The 17,877-nt window shown below is 70.0% G+C and carries 14 protein-coding genes and 1 pseudogene; 14 read left to right on the forward strand and 1 reads right to left on the reverse strand.

Features of this window, described 5'->3' with window-relative positions:
• Positions 1-11 precede the first annotated feature (11 nt).
• A complete protein-coding gene (locus ACFVXA_RS13965) occupies positions 12-959 on the reverse strand; it encodes a hypothetical protein (protein WP_362025683.1) in 948 nt (315 codons plus the stop codon).
• 236 nt (positions 960-1,195) lie between these two features.
• On the opposite strand from ACFVXA_RS13965, the gene ACFVXA_RS13970 reads away from it, so the two are divergent.
• From ACFVXA_RS13970 to ACFVXA_RS14035, 14 genes and pseudogenes are all read left to right on the forward strand, one after another.
• A complete protein-coding gene (locus ACFVXA_RS13970) occupies positions 1,196-1,798 on the forward strand; it encodes a papain-like cysteine protease family protein (RefSeq protein ID WP_390025079.1) in 603 nt (200 codons plus the stop codon).
• 5 nt (positions 1,799-1,803) lie between these two features.
• On the forward strand, positions 1,804-2,724 hold the full coding sequence (locus ACFVXA_RS13975; RefSeq protein ID WP_390025081.1) for a hypothetical protein: 921 nt from the start codon (positions 1,804-1,806) through the stop codon (positions 2,722-2,724).
• Positions 2,725-3,046: 322 nt separating this feature from the next.
• Complete coding sequence (uvrC, locus tag ACFVXA_RS13980; protein ID WP_362025691.1) at positions 3,047-5,092, forward strand: excinuclease ABC subunit UvrC; 2,046 nt, start codon at positions 3,047-3,049, stop codon at positions 5,090-5,092.
• Positions 5,089-6,123: an RNase adapter RapZ gene (gene rapZ / locus ACFVXA_RS13985; RefSeq protein ID WP_383906749.1), complete on the forward strand. Its 1,035-nt coding sequence runs from the start codon at positions 5,089-5,091 to the stop codon at positions 6,121-6,123. Before uvrC ends, rapZ begins: the two co-directional genes overlap by 4 nt.
• The gene (gene yvcK, locus ACFVXA_RS13990; protein WP_383745451.1) at positions 6,120-7,190 is read left to right on the forward strand and encodes a uridine diphosphate-N-acetylglucosamine-binding protein YvcK; all 1,071 of its coding nucleotides are present in this window, start codon (positions 6,120-6,122) and stop codon (positions 7,188-7,190) included. The genes rapZ and yvcK overlap by 4 nt, the downstream gene beginning before the upstream one ends.
• Positions 7,181-8,170: a DNA-binding protein WhiA gene (gene whiA / locus ACFVXA_RS13995; protein WP_010987695.1), complete on the forward strand. Its 990-nt coding sequence runs from the start codon at positions 7,181-7,183 to the stop codon at positions 8,168-8,170. The genes yvcK and whiA overlap by 10 nt, the downstream gene beginning before the upstream one ends.
• A 199-nt stretch (positions 8,171-8,369) precedes the next feature.
• Complete coding sequence (locus ACFVXA_RS14000) at positions 8,370-11,327, forward strand: M14 family zinc carboxypeptidase (protein ID WP_390025083.1); 2,958 nt, start codon at positions 8,370-8,372, stop codon at positions 11,325-11,327.
• Positions 11,328-11,518: 191 nt separating this feature from the next.
• On the forward strand, positions 11,519-12,529 hold the full coding sequence (gap, locus tag ACFVXA_RS14005; RefSeq protein ID WP_390025085.1) for a type I glyceraldehyde-3-phosphate dehydrogenase: 1,011 nt from the start codon (positions 11,519-11,521) through the stop codon (positions 12,527-12,529).
• 186 nt (positions 12,530-12,715) lie between these two features.
• Positions 12,716-13,927, forward strand: coding sequence for a phosphoglycerate kinase (locus ACFVXA_RS14010; protein WP_362025708.1), 1,212 nt, complete (start codon positions 12,716-12,718; stop codon positions 13,925-13,927).
• A 41-nt stretch (positions 13,928-13,968) separates the two neighbouring features.
• The gene (gene tpiA, locus ACFVXA_RS14015) at positions 13,969-14,724 is read left to right on the forward strand and encodes a triose-phosphate isomerase (RefSeq protein WP_362025743.1); all 756 of its coding nucleotides are present in this window, start codon (positions 13,969-13,971) and stop codon (positions 14,722-14,724) included.
• Between the two features lie 144 nt (positions 14,725-14,868).
• Positions 14,869-15,099, forward strand: a complete 231-nt coding sequence (secG, locus tag ACFVXA_RS14020) for a preprotein translocase subunit SecG (protein ID WP_362025711.1) — start codon at positions 14,869-14,871, stop codon at positions 15,097-15,099.
• Between the two features lie 236 nt (positions 15,100-15,335).
• Positions 15,336-15,671, forward strand: a complete 336-nt coding sequence (locus ACFVXA_RS14025; RefSeq protein ID WP_003957010.1) for an RNA polymerase-binding protein RbpA — start codon at positions 15,336-15,338, stop codon at positions 15,669-15,671.
• Between the two features lie 392 nt (positions 15,672-16,063).
• Positions 16,064-17,332, forward strand: a complete 1,269-nt coding sequence (locus ACFVXA_RS14030; protein ID WP_390025087.1) for an MFS transporter — start codon at positions 16,064-16,066, stop codon at positions 17,330-17,332.
• Positions 17,333-17,404: 72 nt separating this feature from the next.
• Positions 17,405-17,877 (forward strand): annotated as a pseudogene (locus ACFVXA_RS14035) (glucose-6-phosphate isomerase); the annotation flags it as partial.

The raw sequence follows: 17,877 nt of genomic DNA on the forward strand, positions 1-17,877 counted from the left end.
CCACTCCCCGTTCACTCCCAGTCCCACCCGATCCCCACGATCCCCGACCGCACGCGCGGCTCGACCAGGTGGACCGAGCGGTGGCGACCGCTCAACGTCAGTTCCTGGCGGCCGCTGCGCGGAGCCGCCGCCGTGTGCTGGGTGAATCGGTGGCAGCGCACGGGCAAGGCGTGCTCGGCGAACTGCACTTGGAGGGCGTACTGCCCGCCCGCGAAGCTGAAGCCGCGGACGTACTCGCTGGACGCTCCGGCCGTGCCGTCGTCGAAGCCGTAGCGGAAGAGGAACGTCTCGCCTGCGCGCAGCCGCGTGTCGAAGAGCAGTTCCGCCACGAGCACCCCGGTTTCGTGGTGCCAGCGCACTCGCCCCGTGCGGCAGTTCTCCAAGGCGCGTACCGCCATGCGCTGCGGTGCGCAGCCTGGGTCGCCGTGGTGGATGGCCATATAGCGGTCCACACCGTCCCTGTGGGCACGCACTATGTGGTGCGACTCGCGGCCCAGCAGCTCGCGGTGTGCGCCGATCCGTACGCGTTCGTGGTGGCCGAGGGTGTGCAGCCCGCCGTCGAGGGGCGACTCCAACTCGGCCAGGAGCCGCTCCAGGACGTCGGAGGCCTCCACGAGAGAGCGGTACGTACGACCCGCGGGGCGCTCCGGCCCCGGGCGCTCGTCCGCCTTGGCGAGCAGCCGGATCAGCGATTCGTCCGGGAGCTGGAGGATCTCCTCCAAGGCGCGCACGGCCCGCAGCGACTCGGGGCGCTGCGGGCGCCGAGCACCCTGCTGCCAGTAACTCAGGCTCGTCACCCCGACCTTGACCCCGTAGCGCGACAGATGGTGCTGCACGCGCTGGAGCGGCAGTCCGCGGGCGGCGATCGCGGCGCGCAGCGCGACATGGAAGGGGCCGCCCCGCAGAGCCGTCTCCAATTCTGCCGTGGCGACGTCCGCGTGCTGTGTGCCGTGCCGCATGCAGGGGGCCCTTCTGTGAATGTTCACAACGGCTGGTCAGGCCGTCCGTGCGAGTCGTCGGGGTCGCCAGGTCGGCGCGCGGGTCTGTTCACACGCCTGTGCCGCCGTTCACGCCCCGAGTTCCCCCGCATTGAAGCGTGTTGACCAGGCCCCGACAACACTTGATGCTCAACATGCTCCACCGCAGCGTCCGGACGCGCTCCTCCACTCCTCGAACCCCACTCGGGAGGACCGCGATGCGCCACAGAAGACTCCTCGCCCTCGCCGCCGTCCTGGCTGCCCTCGGCTTCGCTCCGACGCCCGCCGCCGCCTCTGAGGCGCCGACGGGCAGCACGTTCGCGACCCGGGCCACGGCCCTCACGTACAAGCGCCTGAACATCACCATGCAGGCCCAGCAGAAGAGCAACTGGTGCTGGGCGGCGAGCGGGAACACGGTCGCCGGCTGGTTCGGGCGGAGCTATTCGCAGAACCAGTTCTGCAACGCCGCCTTCGGGCGCGCCCAGGGCACCGAATGCCCCAACCGGCAGGCCTCGCTCGGTGATGTGCAGGACGGCCTGGACTGGGCGGGCATCGATCCCGGTTCGTACGTCTCCGGATGGCTGCGCTACTCCACCGTGCGGACGGAGATCGACGCGAATCGGCCCGTCGAGACCCGTATCCAGTGGTCGAGCGGCGGAGGCCACATGCATGTCGTCTACGGGTACGACGACACGAACAGCTGGGTCTACTGGGGCGATCCCTGGCCCTCCAACGACCGCTACAACTGGGCCTCGCACGCCTGGTACGTGGACAACGATTCCTTCTCCTGGACCCACTCGTTGTACCGGATCGGGGCGTGAGCGCGATGACCCGACGAACCCGCCTCAGCGGCGCCGTCCTCGCGGGCTGCTCCGCCACCCTGCTGCTGGGTCTGGCCGCTCCCTCCGTCAAGGCCGACGACGTCGCCTCCGACCGGGCCGACGACGTCTCCTCGGCCAGGGCCGACGCCAGGGCCGAGGCCGGCCCCTCCGGCAGGGCTGGTGACAGCCCGTGGCCGGCATTCTCGGCTTCCCCGGACTCCGTGGCCGCCGCCCACCGTGCCGCCGCCGCGCCCGCAAGCCTGGACAAACTCACCCGCTTCTTCGCCGCCCGCGGAGACTCGGTGACCGGATCAACCCTCCACGCGCGCGTGGAGGACGACACCGTCCCGGTCTACTACCTCTCGCCCGATTTCGTGGCGGGCAGGGCCCACGCTCCGGTCGCCCGGCTTGCCTTCCTGGCGACCCGGGCCGTCTCGTCCGACGGGCGGACGGCGTCCCTGTGGACGATTCCCCGGAGCGGCGGCGGCCGACGCGGTGGCCGCTGGCAGGTGGTGAACATCGCCTCCGGGGACGACGAGACGCGGTACGCGGCCCTGGGCGCCCGCCTGCTGCCGGGTGGCACGGTTTTCAAGGAGCCGCAGATCGACGCCTGGTACGTCGAGCGCGACGCGCGCGTGCAGCCCCTCGACGCGGACGCCCGGCAGGCGGTCGGCGCGCACGGTACGACGCTCGCCGCCTACCGCGTCCGCGTGCACAGGGCGTACGCGGACAAGCTCCGCGGCTCCGCGTACGCCCGCTCCGGTGAGGCGGGGGGATACGGCGCGGAATCCCCGGGGGCCGGTCGTCCCCGAGACCCGGAGAGTCCCGGTCCCGCCGTCGTCATCGCCTCGGTGACGGCCGGGACAGGAGCCCTCGTCGCCCTCTCGCTCAGTGTCTCCCGAGCCCTGCGCCGACGCCGCCGCTGACCACGCCCCACGGCCGGGCGCAGTCGCCCCCGACTCCGCCCGGCCGCGCCGGTCCCGCACCCCCCGGCAACCCGACCGCATCGCTCGACCGGATCCGCGAGGGCGTCCCGGTCGCCGACCCCTCGCCGCCGCGGGAGCCGGACTCGGCAGCCGTCCTGGCGCCGGGACGCCCACCAGGCCCGGCCGTGCCGATCTTCCTGGAGTCCCGCCAGGTCCGGCCGTGCCGATCTTCCCGGAGTCCCGCCAGGCCCTGTCCGGCATGCCTCCCGGCGTTGTCCACAGGGTCGTCGCGGTGTCAGCCCCCGCCAGTAGGGTGTGTGACATGGCCGACCCCTCCAGCTACCGCCCCAAGCCGGGACAGATCCCGGACTCTCCCGGGGTGTACAAATTCCGCGACGAGCACCGCCGGGTGATCTACGTCGGAAAGGCGAAGAGCCTGCGCCAGCGCCTGGCGAGCTACTTCCAGGACCTGGCGAACCTCCACCCGCGCACCCGCACCATGGTCACCACGGCCGCGTCGGTGGAGTGGACGGTCGTGTCCACAGAGGTCGAGGCGCTTCAGCTGGAGTACTCCTGGATCAAGGAGTTCGACCCCCGGTTCAACGTCAAGTACCGCGACGACAAGAGCTACCCCTACCTCGCCGTGACGATGAACGAGGAGTTCCCGCGCGTGCAGGTGATGCGCGGCCAGAAGCGCAAGGGCGTGCGCTATTTCGGCCCGTACGGTCACGCGTGGGCGATCCGCGACACCGTGGACCTGCTGCTCCGCGTCTTCCCGGTCCGCACCTGCTCCGCCGGTGTCTTCAAGAACGCGGCCCGCACGGGCCGCCCCTGCCTCCTCGGCTACATCGGCAAATGCTCGGCGCCCTGCGTCGGCCGCGTCTCCGCCGAGGAACACCGCGACCTGGCCGAGGAGTTCAGCGACTTCATGGCCGGGCGCACGGGGACGTACATCCGGCGTCTGGAAAAGCAGATGACGGACGCGGCCGAGGAGATGGAGTACGAGCGGGCGGGCCGCCTGCGCGACGACATCGAGGCCCTGAAGAAAGCCATGGAGAAGAACGCGGTCGTGCTCGCCGACGCCACCGACGCCGACCTGATGGCCGTGGCCGAGGACGAGCTGGAAGCCGCCGTCCAGATCTTCCACGTGCGCGGGGGGCGGGTGCGCGGCCAGCGCGGCTGGGTCACCGACAAGGTGGAGGCCGTCACCACCGCCGACCTCGTCGAGCACGCGCTCCAGCAGCTCTACGGGGAGGAGACGGGCGACTCCGTCCCCAAGGAGGTGCTCGTCCCGGCGCTGCCCGACCCGGTGGAGCCCGTCCAGGAGTGGCTCACCGAGCGCCGCGGATCGATCGTGTCGCTGCGCATCCCGCAGCGCGGCGACAAGAAGGCCCTCATGGAGACCGTGCAGCGCAACGCGCTCCAGGCGCTCGCCCTGCACAAGACCAAGCGCGCCTCCGACCTCACCACCCGCTCGCGCGCCCTGGAGGAGATCGCCGGCGCCCTCGACCTGGACAGCGCGCCCCTGCGGATCGAGTGCTACGACATCTCGCACCTCCAGGGTGACGACGTCGTGGCGTCGATGGTGGTCTTCGAGGACGGCCTCCAGCGCAAGGGCGAGTACCGGCGCTTCCAGATCAAGGGCTTCGAGGGCCAGGACGACGTCCGCTCCATGCACGAGGTGATCACCCGCCGCTTCCGGCGCTATCTCGCCGAGAAGGAGAGGACGGGGGAGTGGACCGACGGCGAGACCGGGCTCACCGAGGAGGACGGCCGTCCCAAGCGGTTCGCCTACCCCCCTCAACTCGTCGTCGTCGACGGCGGCCAGCCGCAGGTGGCGGCCGCCAAGAAGGCCCTCGACGAGCTCGGCATCGACGACATCGCCGTCTGCGGCCTGGCCAAGCGCCTGGAGGAGGTGTGGCTGCCGGACGAGGACGACCCGGTGGTCCTGCCGCGCACCAGCGAGGGGCTCTATCTGCTCCAGCGGGTCCGTGACGAGGCCCACCGCTTCGCGATCACCTACCAGCGCACCAAGCGGGCCAAGCGCTTCAGGTCGAGCCCGCTGGACGATGTGCCGGGCCTGGGCGAGACCCGCAAGCAGGCGCTGATCAAGCACTTCGGCTCAGTGAAAAAGCTGCGATCCGCGACGGTCGACCAGATCTGCGAGGTTCCCGGTATAGGCCGCAAGACGGCCGAGACGATCGCTGTGGCCCTCGCCCAGGCGGCCCCGGCCGCCCCCGCCGTGAACACGGCGACTGGAGAGATCATGGAAGACGTGGAAGACGGGGCGCCCGAAACGACGGCGGGCTCCCCGGAGGAGCCCGTGACCGCGGGCGCCTCGGACGAGCGACGGGGGCAGGAGAGATGACCGAGAACGACGCGCGCGATAAGGAACGCCCGGTGCAGGGCCAGGAAGCGCCCGAGGGGACACAGGAAGCCCACAAGGGAACAGGCGAAGATCCGGCGGAGCAGGAAGCACCCCAGGAAGACGGAGCACAGGTGGGTACGGGCATCGAAACGGCCGGGGTTCCCGACACGGCCATCCCCGAGCTGGTGATCATCTCCGGTATGTCCGGAGCGGGCCGGTCGACGGCCGCCAAGTGTCTGGAGGACCTCGGCTGGTTCGTCGTCGACAACCTGCCGCCCGCGCTGATCCCCACCATGGTGGAGCTCGGCGCCCGCTCCCAGGGCAACGTGGCCAGGATCGCGGTCGTCGTCGACGTACGCGGCCGCCGCTTCTTCGACAACCTCCGCGAATCCCTCGCCGACCTCGAGTCCAAGAGCGTCACCCGGCGGATCGTCTTCCTGGAGTCCTCCGACGAGGCCCTGGTGCGCCGCTTCGAGTCCGTGCGCCGCCCGCACCCCCTCCAGGGTGACGGCCGCATCGTCGACGGCATCGACGCCGAGCGCGAGCTGCTGCGCGAGCTGCGCGGCGACGCCGACCTGGTCATCGACACCTCCAGCCTGAACGTGCACGAGCTGCGCGCCAAGATGGACGCCCAGTTCGCCGGCGAGGAGGAGCCCGAGCTGCGGGCCACCGTCATGTCCTTCGGCTTCAAGTACGGCCTGCCGGTCGACGCCGACCTGGTCGTGGACATGCGCTTCCTGCCGAACCCGCACTGGGTCCCGGAGCTGCGCCCCTTCACCGGCCTGAACGAGGAGGTCGCGGCGTACGTCTTCAACCAGCCCGGGGCCAAGGAGTTCCTCGACCACTATGCCGAACTGCTCCAGCTCATCGCGGCCGGATACCGGCGCGAGGGCAAGCGCTATGTGACCATCGCGGTCGGCTGCACCGGCGGCAAGCACCGCTCGGTCGCCACCTCCGAGAAGCTCGCCGCCCGTCTCGTCTCCCAGGGCGTGGAGACCGTGGTCGTGCACCGGGACATGGGGCGCGAGTGACCGGACGTGCCGCACTGCGGCTGAGCAGGCTGCGCCGCGTCACCCCCGAGGGACGCGGTGGCAAGCCCGCCGAGGCGCGCGGCGGGAAGCCGCGCCGCCGCGGCACCCAGCCCAAGGTCGTCGCCCTCGGCGGCGGTATGGGCCTGTCCGCCTCGCTCGCCGCGCTGCGCCGGATCACCGGCGATCTCACCGCCGTCGTCACCGTGGCCGACGACGGCGGCTCCAGCGGGCGTCTGCGCGACGAGCTGGGAGTGCTCCCGCCCGGCGACCTGCGCAAGGCCCTGGCCGCGCTGTGCGGCGACGACGACTGGGGCCAGACCTGGGCCCGCGTCATCCAGCACCGCTTCCAGTCCAAGGGCGACCTGCACGAGCACGCGGTCGGCAATCTGCTGATCGTCGCCCTCTGGGAGCAGCTCGGCGACCACGTTCAGGCCCTGGACCTGGTCGGCAAGCTGCTGGGCGCGCACGGGCGCGTGCTGCCCATGTCCGCCGTACCCCTGGAGCTCCAGGCCCTGGTCAAGGGGCACGACCCGGACCGGCCCGACGAGATCGAGACGGTACGGGGGCAGGCGACCGTGGCGCTCACGCCCGGTGAGGTGCAGTCCGTGCACGTCGTGCCGCACGACCCGCCCGCCGTCCCCGAGGCGGTCGAGGCGGTCCTGGACGCCGACTGGGTGGTCCTCGGCCCCGGCTCCTGGTTCTCCTCGGTCATTCCGCACCTGCTGGTGCCCGAGCTGCTCGACGCGCTCACCCAGACGAAGGCGCGCCGGGTACTCTCCCTGAACCTCGCCCCGCAGCCCGGAGAAACCGAAGGCTTCTCCCCGCAGCGTCATTTGGAGGTTTTGGGACGACACGCCCCTAAACTCGCCCTGGACGTGGTGCTGGCCGACGAGGCCGCCGTGCCCGACCGCGACTCACTCACCGATGCCGCCAAGCGGTTCGGCGCCGCGGTCGAGCTGGCGCCGGTGGCCCGGACCGACGGATCTCCGCGGCACGACCCGGAGCTGTTGGCCGCCGCGTACGACCGTATTTTTCGGATGCATGGAAGGATCGGCCCATGGCGATGACGGCAGCGGTGAAGGATGAGATCTCCCGGCTCCCCGTCACCCGGACCTGCTGCAGAAAGGCGGAGGTCTCCGCCATTCTGCGGTTCGCCGGCGGCCTTCACCTGGTGAGCGGCCGGATCGTGATCGAGGCGGAGCTGGACACCGCGATGGCGGCGCGCCGGCTGAAGCGGGACATCCTGGAGATCTTCGGCCACAGCTCCGAACTGATCGTGATGGCGCCCGGCGGTCTGCGCCGCGGCTCCCGCTATGTCGTACGCGTCGTCGCGGGCGGCGACCAGCTGGCCCGCCAGACGGGGCTCGTGGACGGCCGTGGGCGCCCGATCCGGGGCCTGCCGCCGCAGGTGGTCTCGGGGGCCACCTGCGACGCCGAGGCGGCCTGGCGCGGCGCGTTCCTGGCGCACGGCTCGCTGACCGAGCCGGGCCGTTCCTCGTCCCTCGAGGTGACCTGCCCGGGCCCGGAGGCCGCGCTCGCGCTGGTCGGCGCCGCCCGCCGTCTGTCGATCGCCGCGAAGGCCCGCGAGGTGCGCGGCGTGGACCGGGTGGTCGTACGGGACGGAGACGCGATCGGGGCCCTGCTCACCCGCCTCGGCGCGCACGAGTCCGTGCTGGCCTGGGAGGAGCGGCGGATGCGCCGCGAGGTCCGCGCGACGGCGAACCGTCTCGCCAACTTCGACGACGCGAACCTGCGCCGCTCGGCCCGCGCCGCCGTCGCCGCCGGAGCCCGTGTGCAGCGCGCCCTGGAGATCCTCGCCGACGAGGTCCCGGAGCACCTCGCGGCGGCCGGCCGGCTGCGCATGGAACACAAGCAGGCCTCCCTGGAGGAGCTGGGCGCGCTCGCCGATCCGCCGCTGACCAAGGACGCCGTCGCCGGCCGTATCCGCCGGCTGCTCGCCATGGCCGACAAGCGGGCACAGGACCTCGGCATCCCCGGGACGGAGTCGAACCTCACCGAGGAGATGGCGGACAACCTCGCAGGCTGATCTCCCCAGCTGACCCCAGCTGACTCCCTCAGCTGATCCCCCCAATTGATCACAAGAAGCTCAACACGCCGGTGCCGACACCCACTTGGGAGGTCGGCACCGGCGTTTGTGTGTCCATGAGGCACCCTTGACTCGATCATGAACTGTCATGAGCCTGGCATCTGTTCGCCACTGTGGCGGACCAGTGCAAGGGGGGCTCATGAGACGAAGAGCGAGAGCGATCCTCGCTACGGGCGCGCTCCTGCTGGGCGGTGCGGGCATCGCGCCCATCGCCCAGGCGCAGAGCGGCAGTTCACCCAAGCCCGACGCGAACGCCGTGAAGGTGTTCCGCGCCGAGGTCACGAAGCAGCAGATACCCCTGCTGCTCGCGGCCGGCCAGGACGGGCACGAACTCGGTGACACGACCTGGAAGAACGGCAAGAGCACCGTCGAGGTCTACGTCACCGACCAGCAGGCCAAAAAGCTGGAGAAGCAGGGCGTGGAGCTCACCGAGCACACGCTCTCCGCGAAGGCGGACGACCGCGTCGCGGACGCGGCGCAGGGGGTGTTCCGCCCGTACAGCGGAAAGGGCAATCTCCAGGAGGAGATCGTCAAGACCGGCGCGGCCCACCCCGACCTCACCAAGGTCGTCTCCATCGGCAAGACCGTCAACGGCCAGGACATCCTGGCGCTCAAACTGACCAAGGGCGCCAAGAAGACCAAGGACGGTGCCAAGCCGTCCGTGCTGTATCTGTCCAACCAGCACGCGCGCGAGTGGATCACGCCCGAGATGACACGGCGTCTGATGCACTACTACTTGGACAACTACGCGACGAACAAGCGCATCAAGAAGATCGTCGATTCCACCGAGCTGTGGTTCGTCCTGTCGGCCAACCCCGATGGCTACGACTACACGTTCAAGGGCGCGGACGAGCGCCAGTGGCGCAAGAACCTGCGGGACGTGAACGGCGACGGCATCATCACCACCGGCGACGGCGTCGACCTCAACCGCAACTTCGCCTACAAGTGGGGCTACGACGACGAGGGTTCGTCCCCCAACCCCACCAGCGAGACCTACCGCGGCACGAGCCCCAGCTCCGAGCCCGAGACCAGGGCACTCGACGCCTTCGAGAAGCGCATCGGCTTCACGTACGGCATCAACTACCACTCCGCCGCCGAACTGCTCCTCTACGGAGTGGGCTGGCAGGTGGCGACGCCGACCCCGGACGACGTGCTCTACAAGGCGCTCGCCGGAACGCCCGAGAACTCGGCGATCCCCGGCTATCACCCGCAGGTCTCCTCCGAGCTGTACACCACCAACGGTGAGGCGGACGGCCACGCGGGCAACGTCAACGGGATGGCGATGTTCACCCCCGAGATGTCGACCTGCCAGACCGCGTCGAACATCGACCCGAACGACGCCTGGAACGCGGCCGACTGCGCTTCCGTCTTCACGTTCCCGGACGACGAGAAGCTGATCGAGCAGGAATTCGAGAAGAACATCCCGTTCGCGCTCTCCGTCGCCGAGACCGCGGGCCACCCCGACCGGCCGTCCTCCTCGGTCGGCCTCGACGTGCCCGACTTCACCCCGGCCGCCTTCACGACGTCGCACTCCCGCGGCGCCGACCAGGAGGTCTCCGTCGTCGTCCGCAAGTCCGTACGCGACAAGGAGCTCAAGTACCGCGTCAACGGCGGCCGTACGCAGGACATGGCGCTCAAGCCCTGGAAGGGCGGCGAGACCTACGGCGGCGGCGACAACATCTACTTCGACGAGTACCGCGCCAAGGTCCAGGACGGCGAACCGGGTGACAAGGTCGAGGTCTGGTTCACCGGCGAGACCCGGAGCGGAAAGCCCACCTCCAGCACGCACTTCACGTACACCGTGGCGAAACGGCCCCGCGCCGACACGCTCGTGGTCGCCGAAGAAGGCGCGACGGCCACGCAGGCGCAGACCTACGTCGACGCGCTGAAGGCCAACGGCAGGAAGTCGCTCGTCTGGGACGTCGCGACCCTGGGCGCACCGGATGCACTCGGTGTGCTGGACCACTTCAAGACGGTCGTCCACTACACCGGCGGCGTACGGCCGGGCAACGCCACGCAGCTCCAGCTGCGCGCCTTCCTGAACGAGGGCGGCAAGCTGATCGAGGCGGGCGAGCTGGCCGGCGGCAGCGTCGACCTCGGCGGCGGCACTCTTTCGAATGACTTCAGCCAGTACTACCTGGGTGCCTACTCCCGTACGTCCACCCCGGGGGCCACCGGCTTCGCCGGCGCCGGGAAGCTCGGCGGCGCCACGGGAGCGCTCGGCGGCGCGCCGGGCAACCCGCTGAACGCGGCGGGCACCTACGGCGTCACCTCGGACACGCTGGCCGCGGCGCAGTACCCGCAGTTCGCGTCGAGCGCGGGAGCGGGCCAGTTCACCGGGACCGTCAACCCGTACGGGCCGTACGCGGGCGCGTCCATGGCCGCCGCGGTCCACACCGACGACGCCTACAAGCGCCTCACCCGCACCATCGACCTCACCGGTGTCAGCGCGGCCGACAAGCCGACGCTGCGCACCCAGCTCCTGTGGGACACCGAGCCCGGCTACGACCACGCGCTGCTCGAAGTCCACACCACCGGGGCCGACGACTGGACGACACTCCCGGAGGCGGGCGGGGCCACCAGCACCACCGTTCCCGCGGAGTGCGAGGCCGGATTCCTCGTCGGCGAGCACCCCTGGCTCAAGCACTATCTGACCGTGAGCTCCGCCGGCTGCACCAACACCGGCACCAGCGGCGCGTGGAACAGCTTCACCGGCGCCTCCGCCGGCTGGCAGCAGGTCGCCTTCGACCTGAGCGCCTACGCCGGCAAGTCGGTCGAGGTCTCGCTGAGCTACGTCACCGACCCGAGCAGCGGCGGCCACGGCGTCCTCGCCGACGACGCCTCGCTCGTCGTCGGCGGCACCGCCACCCAGACCGAGGGCTTCGAGGCCTCACTCGGCGCCTGGAGCGTTCCCGGACCGCCCGCGGGCAGCCCGGCCGTCCTCAAGGACTGGGCGCGCTACGGAGAGCTCTTCAAGACGTACGGAGCGGTCACCACGGGCGACACCGTGCTGCTGGGCTTCGGCCTGGAGCACGTCACCGCTGCGGCCGACCGCACGGCCCTCGTCAAGAAGGCGCTCGCCGCACTGGAGAGCTGACCCTGAGCGGCACTCCCGTCAACACGGAGGGTGTTCCGTACCCCTACTGGTGGGTACGGAACACCCTGCCGTGTATGGGGCATCTCGATGTCACCACAGACGCCTCAGGGAGGTAGGGTCGTAGGCGGTCGGGGACATCCCATACAACTCGCCGGCATCTGAGCCGGCGTACCTAACGAGGAGATCGGTTCGTGACGATCCGCGTAGGCATCAACGGCTTTGGCCGCATCGGTCGTAACTACTTCCGCGCGCTGCTGGAGCAGGGTGCAGACATCGAGATCGTGGCTGTCAACGACCTGGGTGACACCGCGACCACCGCTCACTTGCTGAAGTACGACACCATCCTGGGCCGCCTCAAGGCCGAGGTGACGCACACCGCCGACGCCATCACCGTCGACGGCCACACCATCAAGGTCCTGTCCGAGCGCAACCCCGCCGACATCCCGTGGGGCGAGCTCGGCGTCGACATCGTCATCGAGTCGACCGGCATCTTCACGAAGAAGGCCGACGCCGAGAAGCACATCGCCGGCGGCGCCAAGAAGGTCCTCATCTCGGCTCCGGCCAAGGACGAGGACATCACCATCGTGATGGGCGTCAACCAGGACAAGTACGAGCCGGCGAAGCACCACGTCATCTCCAACGCCTCCTGCACCACCAACTGTGTGGCGCCGATGGCCAAGGTGCTCGACGAGAACTTCGGCATCGTCAAGGGCCTGATGACGACGGTCCACGCGTACACGAACGACCAGCGCATCCTGGACTTCCCGCACTCGGACCTGCGTCGCGCCCGCGCCGCCGCCGAGAACATCATCCCGACCACCACCGGTGCCGCCAAGGCCACCGCCCTGGTCCTCCCGCAGCTCAAGGGCAAGCTGGACGGCATCGCCATGCGCGTCCCGGTCCCGACCGGCTCGGCCACCGACCTGGTCGTGACGCTGCAGCGCGAGGTCACCAAGGACGAGGTCAACGCCGCGTTCAAGAAGGCCTCCGAGGACGGCGACCTCAAGGGCTACCTGGCGTACACCGAGGACCCGATCGTCTCCTCGGACATCGTCGGCGACCCGGCCTCCTGCACCTTCGACTCCTCCCTGACCATGGTCCAGGAGGGCAACTCGGTGAAGATCCTCGGCTGGTACGACAACGAGTGGGGCTACTCCAACCGCCTCGTCGACCTCACGGTCTTCGTCGGCGGCCAGCTCTAAGTCCCGGAGCAGGCACCTCGATGTGAGCACAGGGCTCGGGCAGCGCAACGCCGCGCTGTCCGGGCCCCCTTTTTGCGGCTGAACCGCCGCCGCTCTCGCGGACCTGGCTGCTCGCCATCGTGGTTCCTCGATCGATGGCTGATGCATTCGCGGGACAAACATCAGAGCCCCCTCAGGAGTCCACTTATGAAGACGATCGACGAACTTCTCGCCGAAGGCGTGGACGGCAAGCGGGTCTTCGTCCGCGCCGACTTGAACGTGCCGCTGGCCGACGGCCTCATCACCGACGACGGCCGCATCCGCGCCGTCCTGCCGACCATCAAGGCCCTCGCGGACGCGGGCGCCAAGGTGGTCGTCGCCTCGCACCTGGGCCGCCCCAAGGGTGCCCCGGACCCGGCTTTCTCCCTGCTGCAGCCCGCCGAGCGCCTCGGTGAACTCCTCGGCGCTCCGGTCGCGTTCGCCCAGGACACCGTCGGCCCCGCCGCCCACGACGCCGTCAACGGCCTCGAGCCCGGCCAGGTCGCCGTCATCGAGAACCTGCGCTTCAACGCAGGCGAGACGTCCAAGGACGACACCGAGCGCGGCGAGTTCGCCGACCAGCTCGCGGCCCTGGCCGATGTCTACGTGGGCGACGGTTTCGGGGCCGTGCACCGCAAGCACGCCTCCGTGTACGACCTCCCGGCGCGCCTGCCGCACTACGCCGGCTACCTCATCGCCACCGAGGTCGGCGTCCTGAAGAAGCTCACCGAGGACGTCCAGCGTCCCTACGTGGTCGCGCTCGGCGGCGCCAAGGTCTCCGACAAGCTCGCCGTCATCGACCAGCTGCTCGGCAAGGCCGACCGTCTGCTCATCGGTGGCGGCATGGCGTACACCTTCCTCAAGGCCAAGGGGTACGAGGTCGGCATCTCCCTCCTCCAGGAGGACCAGGTTCCGGTCGTCAAGGAGTACATGGAGCGCGCCGAGAAGAACGGCGTCGAGCTGGTGCTCCCCCTCGACGTCCTGGTCGCCCCCGAGTTCCCGGACCTGAAGACCAAGGCGCCGGCCAACCCCACCACGGTCGCCGCGGACGCCATCCCGGACGACCAGGAGGGTCTCGACATCGGTCCTGAGACCCGCAAGCTGTACGCCTCGAAGCTCGCCGACGCGGCCACCGTCTTCTGGAACGGCCCCATGGGCGTCTTCGAGCACCCCGACTACGCCGAGGGCACCAAGGCGGTCGCCCAGGCCCTTCTCGACTCCCCGGCCTTCACGGTCGTCGGCGGTGGCGACTCCGCCGCGGCCGTCCGCATCCTGGGCTTCGACGAGACGGCATTCGGCCACATCTCGACCGGCGGCGGCGCCTCCCTCGAATACCTCGAGGGCAAGACGCTCCCCGGCCTCGCCGCACTGGAGGACTGACCTTAATGGCTGCATCTTTTTCTTCTGGGCGCACGCCGCTGATGGCGGGCAACTGGAAGATGAACCTCAACCACCTCGAGGCCATCGCGCACGTCCAGAAGCTCGCCTTCGCCCTGGCCGACAAGGACTACGAGGCCTGTGAGGTCGCCGTCCTGCCGCCCTTCACCGACCTGCGCTCCGTGCAGACCCTGGTCGACGGTGACAAGCTCAAGATCAAGTACGGCGCCCAGGACGTCTCGGCGCACGACTCCGGTGCCTACACCGGCGAGATCTCGGGCCCGATGCTGGCCAAGCTGAAGTGCACGTACGTCGTGATCGGGCACTCCGAGCGCCGGCAGTACCACCACGAGACCGACGAGATCGTCAACGCCAAGGTCAAGAGTGCCTACAAGCACGGTCTGACCCCGATCCTGTGCGTCGGCGAGGAGCTGGAGGTCCGTGAGGCGGGCAACCACGTCACGCACACGCTCGCGCAGGTCGAGGGCGGTCTCAAGGACGTCCCGGCCGAGCAGGTCGAGTCGATCGTGATCGCGTACGAGCCCGTCTGGGCCATCGGGACCGGCAAGGTCTGCGGCGCCGACGACGCCCAGGAGGTCTGCGCGGCGATCCGCGGCAAGCTCGCCGAGCTGTACTCGCAGGAGCTGGCCGACCAGGTCCGCATCCAGTACGGCGGCTCCGTGAAGTCCGGGAACGTCGCCGAGATCATGGCGAAGCCCGACATCGACGGTGCCCTGGTCGGCGGCGCCTCGCTGGACGCGGACGAGTTCGTCAAGATCGTCCGGTTCCGCGACCAGTGAGCCCAGCAGTGAGTATGCGCTAGCGACGATCCGTCGTACCCTTGCGGGGGCCGGAGGCTTTCCTTGTGAGCATCTAGAGCTCACAAACCGAGCTTCGGCCCCCGTCGTCGATCCAGATCCGAGGAAGTTGGTCCAGCCGTGGTTATGGGGTTCTCGATCGCCCTGATCGTCTTCAGCCTGCTGCTGATGCTGCTGGTGCTGATGCACAAGGGGAAGGGCGGCGGTCTCTCCGACATGTTCGGTGGCGGCATGCAGTCGTCCGTCGGCGGCTCCTCGGTCGCCGAGCGCAACCTCGACCGCATCACCGTGGTGATCGGTCTGCTCTGGTTCGCGTGCATTATGGTGCTCGGCATCCTGATGAAGGTCAACAACTGATCACCGGCTGACATCGGTACAGCAGCACAACTGCACATAACGCAAGCACATTCCGCACGTAAGGCCCCATGTCCGGTACGCGCCCGCAGGCGCGGCCTATCATGGGGCTTGCGTCTAGAGGCGGGCAGGTAACTCCCATCACTGGACGCGCGTTGGGCCTTACGTAGACTGAGGCGCTCGCAGCGAAGCGTCACGCCGACTCGCTTCGCGGCACCATCACGCAGGGAGTTACGACCGTGGCAAGTGGCAACGCGATCCGAGGAAGCCGGGTCGGGGCGGGGCCGATGGGCGAGGCCGAGCGTGGCGAGTCCGCGCCCCGGCTGCGCATCTCCTTCTGGTGCTCCAACGGGCACGAGACGCAGCCCAGCTTCGCCAGCGACGCGCAGGTTCCCGACACCTGGGACTGCCCGCGCTGCGGCTTCCCCGCAGGACAGGACCGGGACAACCCGCCGGACCCGCCGCGCACCGAACCGTACAAGACGCACCTCGCGTATGTACGGGAGCGGCGCAGCGACGCCGATGGTGAGGCGATCCTCGCCGAGGCGCTCGCCAAATTGCGGGGCGAGATCTAGAAGTTGAGAACCGGCCGGGCACCGAGGGGTGCCTGGCCGGAGCTGTATCGCGTGCGGATGCCCGTGCCTGGCCTCAGAGCGGGTCCGGCCTCAGACCGTGCCTGGCCTCAGAGCGGGTCCGGTTGGGCTGAGGCCGACGGAGTCGTCGGAGGTCGCTGCCCGGTCTCGTCGAGCCCGGGGTGATCTCAGGGCCGAGCCCGGCTGTGTCGAGCCCCGAGGTGATCTCATGGCGTCGCCCGGCTGGGTCTCGAGCCCGAGGCGAGCTCAGGGCCCTGCCTGACCGCGTGGAGCCCGGGGTGATCTCAGGGCTTCGCGCGACCGCGCCGAGGCCGAGGCCGATTGTCAGTGGTGCCCTCTACGGTTCTTGAAGTGGCGGAACCGGAGGGGGCGTTGTGACGACGGTCGAGGTGGCGGGTGTGCGAGCGTCCGCGTGGCGCGGGGGGTTCGGACGGCTGTGGACCGCGGCCGTGGTGTCGCGGTTCGGGGACGCCCTGCGCACCGCCGCGCTGCCGCTGCTCGCCGTGCGGCTCACCGACGATCCGTTTGTCATCGCCGTGGTGACGGCCTGCGGCTATCTCCCGTGGCTGCTCTTCGGGCTGCTGGGCGGAGCGATCGCGGACCGCGTGGACCAGCGGCGGGCGATGTGGGCCGTGGACACCGTGCGCGGCGCGCTGGTGGCCTGCTTCGCCCTGGCCGTCGCGCTCGGGCACGCGTCGATCGCCCTGCTGATCGCCCTCGCCTTCACCCTGACCACCCTCCAGACCCTTTTCGACAACGCCTCCACGGCCCTGCTGCCGTCCCTGGTCGACCGTGCTGTCCTCGGCAGCGCCAACGCCCGGCTGATGACCGGCCAACAGCTTGCCGGAGGCCTGCTCGCGGGCCCCTTCGTGCCGCTGCTGCTGACCGTCGGGGCCGCCATGCCCTTCATGGCGGACGCGGCCAGTTATCTGCTGGCCGCGGCGTTGGTGGCCTCCCTGCGGATACGAGCGCCCGAGCGGGACCCGCGTCCGGCCGGGAGCACCCTGCGCGCCGAGATGGGCGAGGGCCTGCGAGCCTTGTGGCACGACCGGGTGCTGCGCGCGACCTGCGTGGCCACCCTGCTGTGCAACATCGGCATGGGCGCGCTCATCGCCACCCTGGTGCTGCACGTGACGCGCTGGCTGCACACGGGGAACGCGGGGTACGCGGCGGCGATGACGGCGTACTCCGCGGGCAGCCTCTGTGGCGGCTTCGTCGCCCAGCGGGTCGCCCGGCGGATCGGGCGGGCCCGCAGTCTGTTCCTGGCCGGGTGCGTCCAGACCTCGTCCCTGGTGCTCATCGGCACCGTCCGCCACCTGGGCGCTCTCCTCGTGGGCATGGTGCTGCTCGGCGCGATGGGCATGGTGTGGAACGTCAACCAGGTCACGCTGATGCAGCAGCGCAGCCCGGAATCCATGGTGGGCCGCATCAGCTCCGCGTTCCGCACGGCCTCGACCTCCCGGGCCCCGCTCGGCGCCCTGCTGGGCGGAGCCGTGGCGGGGGCGTACGGGCTGAACGGGCCGGCGCTGTTCGCGGCCGTGCTGTTCGGGCTGGCCGTCACCTCGTTGATACCTGTGCTCAAGCCGGACGTATCTGTTGTTGAGCCGGACGACGGCGTCACGACAGGTCACGTCAAGCCCTGATCAATTAGGTTGGGACCGGCAGTGGGGCAAGGTACGCAGCAGCACACGCAGGAAAGAAGGCGGAAGTCCGAGATGAACGCAGACAGCCGTACCAGGCTCAACCAGCGGCCCGAGTGGACCGCGCTGGCCAAGCACCGCGAGGAGCTCGAGGGGACCCTTCTTCGGGACCTGTTCGCGGCCGACCCCGCGCGCGGCTCCGGCTACACGCTCCAGGTCGGCGATCTGCACGTCGACTACTCCAAGCACCTGGTCACCGACGAGACGCTGCGACTGCTGCGTGACCTGGCTGCCGCGACCGACGTGTTCGGCCTGCGTGACGCGATGTTCCGGGGCGAGAAGATCAACGTCACCGAGGGCCGTGCGGTGCTGCACACCGCGCTGCGCGCCCCGCGGGACGCGGTGATCGAGGTCGACGGGGAGAACGTCGTCCCGGCGGTGCACGCCGTGCTGGACAAGATGGCCGACTTCGCCGGCCGGGTCCGCTCGGGTGAGTGGACCGGCCACACCGGCAAGCGCATCAGGAACATCGTGAACATCGGCATCGG

The organism is Streptomyces sp. NPDC058246 (assembly GCF_042881985.1).
Classification (GTDB): Bacteria; Actinomycetota; Actinomycetes; order Streptomycetales; family Streptomycetaceae; genus Streptomyces.

Excerpts from the sequence above, each read along its gene's own strand:
- ACFVXA_RS13965 (WP_362025683.1), bottom strand. The coding sequence starts at position 959 with ATGCGGCACGGCACACAGCACGCGGACGTCGCCACGGCAGAATTGGAG.
- ACFVXA_RS13970 (WP_390025079.1), top strand. The coding sequence starts at position 1,196 with ATGCGCCACAGAAGACTCCTCGCCCTCGCCGCCGTCCTGGCTGCCCTC.
- ACFVXA_RS13975 (WP_390025081.1), top strand. The coding sequence starts at position 1,804 with ATGACCCGACGAACCCGCCTCAGCGGCGCCGTCCTCGCGGGCTGCTCC.
- uvrC (WP_362025691.1), top strand. The coding sequence starts at position 3,047 with ATGGCCGACCCCTCCAGCTACCGCCCCAAGCCGGGACAGATCCCGGAC.
- rapZ (WP_383906749.1), top strand. The coding sequence starts at position 5,089 with ATGACCGAGAACGACGCGCGCGATAAGGAACGCCCGGTGCAGGGCCAG.
- whiA (WP_010987695.1), top strand. The coding sequence starts at position 7,181 with ATGGCGATGACGGCAGCGGTGAAGGATGAGATCTCCCGGCTCCCCGTC.
- ACFVXA_RS14000 (WP_390025083.1), top strand. The coding sequence starts at position 8,370 with ATGAGACGAAGAGCGAGAGCGATCCTCGCTACGGGCGCGCTCCTGCTG.
- ACFVXA_RS14010 (WP_362025708.1), top strand. The coding sequence starts at position 12,716 with ATGAAGACGATCGACGAACTTCTCGCCGAAGGCGTGGACGGCAAGCGG.
- tpiA (WP_362025743.1), top strand. The coding sequence starts at position 13,969 with ATGGCGGGCAACTGGAAGATGAACCTCAACCACCTCGAGGCCATCGCG.
- secG (WP_362025711.1), top strand. The coding sequence starts at position 14,869 with ATGGGGTTCTCGATCGCCCTGATCGTCTTCAGCCTGCTGCTGATGCTG.